1 protein-coding gene is annotated in these 235 nt (G+C 40.0%); it reads left to right on the forward strand.

Annotated features, from left to right (window positions below; all coding sequences use genetic code 11):
• Positions 1–235 (forward strand): thioredoxin (trxA, locus tag RG959_RS24930; RefSeq protein WP_342799378.1); only part of this gene is annotated, 235 nt, incomplete at both ends.

The raw sequence follows: 235 nt of genomic DNA on the forward strand, positions 1-235 counted from the left end.
GACTTTTGGGCACCGTGGTGTGGTCCTTGTCGTATGCAAGCACCAATCTTGGAACAATTAGATGGTGAAGTGGACGAAGACGAATTACGCATTTATAAAATGAATGTAGATGAAAATCCAAACACAGCTCGTCAGTTTGGTATCATGTCTATCCCAACACTTCTGTTCAAAAAAGATGGACAAGTTGTAAAAAAAGTTGCTGGTGTTCATACGAAGGAGCAAATCAAAGCGATTT

It is taken from the genome of Domibacillus sp. 8LH (assembly GCF_038806185.1).
In the GTDB taxonomy this organism is placed as follows: Bacteria; Bacillota; Bacilli; order Bacillales; family Domibacillaceae; genus Domibacillus; species Domibacillus indicus_A.